The organism is Methanomethylovorans sp. (assembly GCF_050177135.1).
Taxonomy (GTDB): Archaea; Halobacteriota; Methanosarcinia; order Methanosarcinales; family Methanosarcinaceae; genus Methanomethylovorans.
Map to the genome: position 1 here is coordinate 4,948 of NZ_JBFXHJ010000109.1, position 2,564 is coordinate 7,511.

The 2,564-nt window shown below is 42.7% G+C and carries 2 protein-coding genes; both read left to right on the forward strand.

Going from position 1 to position 2,564, the window contains the following annotated elements; translation table 11 throughout:
- Window positions 1–1,571: thioredoxin domain-containing protein (locus AB7U21_RS08905; RefSeq protein ID WP_428388411.1), on the forward strand; the 1,571-nt coding region annotated here is incomplete at its 5' end.
- Window positions 1,558–2,564, forward strand: a 1,007-nt coding sequence (locus tag AB7U21_RS08910) for a tyrosine-type recombinase/integrase (RefSeq protein ID WP_428388413.1), incomplete at its 3' end; no start/stop codon positions are given. The genes AB7U21_RS08905 and AB7U21_RS08910, both read left to right, overlap by 14 nt.

A 2,564-nucleotide genomic window follows, 5' to 3' on the forward strand; every position in this document is an offset into this window, starting at 1 on the left:
AACTGAACGAAAAGACCCTGCACAGTGGTTACTCACAGTTAATTTCCGCTTTCGACTGGCAGGCAGGAGGATTTGGCCGGGCTCCAAAATTCCCGTCTCCACATAACCTTACATTTCTCTTCAGATATTGGCATCGTACGGGAAAATTGGAAGCATTGCAAATGGTCACAAAAACCCTGGATGCTATGCGCAGAGGAGGCATATATGACCATGTAGGATTTGGCTTTCATCGCTATTCCACGGATGGTCAGTGGCTGGTGCCCCACTTTGAAAAAATGCTCTATGATCAGGCAATGCTCATTATGGCATACACCGAAGGTTTCCAGGTGACAGGCATTGAAGATCACAGGCGGGTGGCAGAAGAGGTCATAGAATATGTGCTGAGGGATATGTGCTCTGCTGAGGGAGCCTTCTACTGTGCAGAGGACGCAGATAGCGAAGGGGTGGAAGGTAAGTTCTATCTCTGGAAAAAAGAAGAGATATATGGTATTCTTCCTACAGAGGCGGCAGACATTGTATGCAAAGTATATGACGTATCATCCGAGGGTAATTACAAGGAGGAAATATCAGGTGTTTCCACCCGGCAGAACATACTGCGTCTGGCAAGGCCAATGCAAGAAGTAGCACAGGAACTGGGGCTTTCCTTAGATGAATTGAGGGCAAAGCTTGAACCTTCAAGAAAAATGCTTTTTGCTGCAAGAGAAAAAAGAGTGCATCCTTCAAAGGATGACAAAGTGCTTACAGACTGGAACGGACTGATGATCGTTGCCCTCTGCAAAGCATCCAGGGCCTTTGAAAGACCAGAGTATGCACAGGCAGCATCCAAGACTGCAGACTTCATCCTTGAGCACATGTCATTCCACGATGGCAGACTGCTGCATCGTTACCGGGATGGTGAAACCTCTATTACTGGTTTCCTGGAAGACTACACCTTTTTTGTCTGGGGCCTCATTGAACTATATCAAGCCACCCTTGAAAAAAAGTATCTTGAACATGCACTGAGGCTTAATTCCCTGCAGATACTGGACTTCATGGATGATGAAGGAGGATTCTTCCATACTGCAAAAGATTCTGAAACCCTCTTGTTCAGGAAAAAGGAAGTATATGACGGAGCAATGCCCTCCGGGAACTCGGTGAGCGTGTTGAACCTTTTCAGATTATCCCGGCTAACAGGCGATACAGATCTTGAGGAAAAAGCCTATGCATCGATGAAAGCATTCTCGGGCCAGATAGATGCAATGCCCATGGCATATTCCCAATTCCTGCAAGCTCTGGACTTTATTATGGGACCAGCTTACGAAGTGGTCATTGCAGGAAATAGGAAAAATGAAGATACCAAAGAAATGTTATCCATTTTGGCCAGATCATTTCTCCCGAACATGGTACTGTTATTGAAAGAAGATAACAGCATGGCGAAACTAGCACCCTACACCAAAGACATGACAAAGAACAATGGGAAATCCATGGCTTATGTTTGCCAGGGTTTCAGTTGTAATATGCCAATAATGAGCATGTTTTTATTCAAAGAATTCATATCATCTATTAGTGATAAGTGGCATGCTACCGATTGAGTTCGATTATAACAGTGTGAGTGCAGATCCGACCTTTAAGAGTAGTTTAGGATACAGAAAACCGAATACAAAAAAGAACTACGCTAAAGCATTATTCAAGTATTGCAAGATGCTTGATAAAACTCCGACCGAGATAATCAATGATGCACTGGATGAACAGGATAATGTCAATATTAAAGAGCGGCATAGGAAGGTGAGAGTATATCTCGTGGATTTTCGTGAATCTCTCGATAAAGAAGACCTTGCTCCTTCAACACGTATCCAATACATGAAGTGTGTCAGAAACTTCTACAAATATAATGACGTGGAACTTAAGCCTGAACGTCTAAGCACGCCTGAAATGCTTAGTGTCAATTTTTACATACCTAAATTTGAAGAGGTCCGAGAGGCTGTAATGCACACAAAGTTAAGAAACAAGTGCATTATTCTGTTACAGTGCTCTTCTGGCATGGGTAGCAGTGAAATTGTTTCTTTGAGAAAGCAAGACTTCATAGATGGTTATGATGAAGCAACTGAAGTGACTACATGGCATCCTGTAAGAGCCAAGACTGGTAGACGTTACGTGACTTTCTGTAGTCCGGAATGTTCCAGAATGATCAAGCTCTGGCGAGAAGAGTGCGAACGCAACAATGACAAAACAGAATCTCTTTTTGGTTTGACGAATCATGGAATCCAGACCATGTATCAGAGACTGAGCGAGGAATCAGGCTTCCCTCATGTAAAGGGAAAGTTTCACAGATTTCGAAGCCATAACATGAGAAAGGTTTTCAACCAATATTTGAGAGACCACAAAATGAATGCTGATATGGTGGACTTTCTGAGTGGCAGAAAAGAAAAAGGGTCCAGATCATCGTATCACATATATGATGAAGCTGAGTTAAAAGCAGAATACTTAGAACATATAGGTGCTGTCACATTCATTGATATAATTAAACAGATGACAGATAAAGAGATCATAGAGAAATTGAATGAGTTAGAGGAATTAAAAGGAGC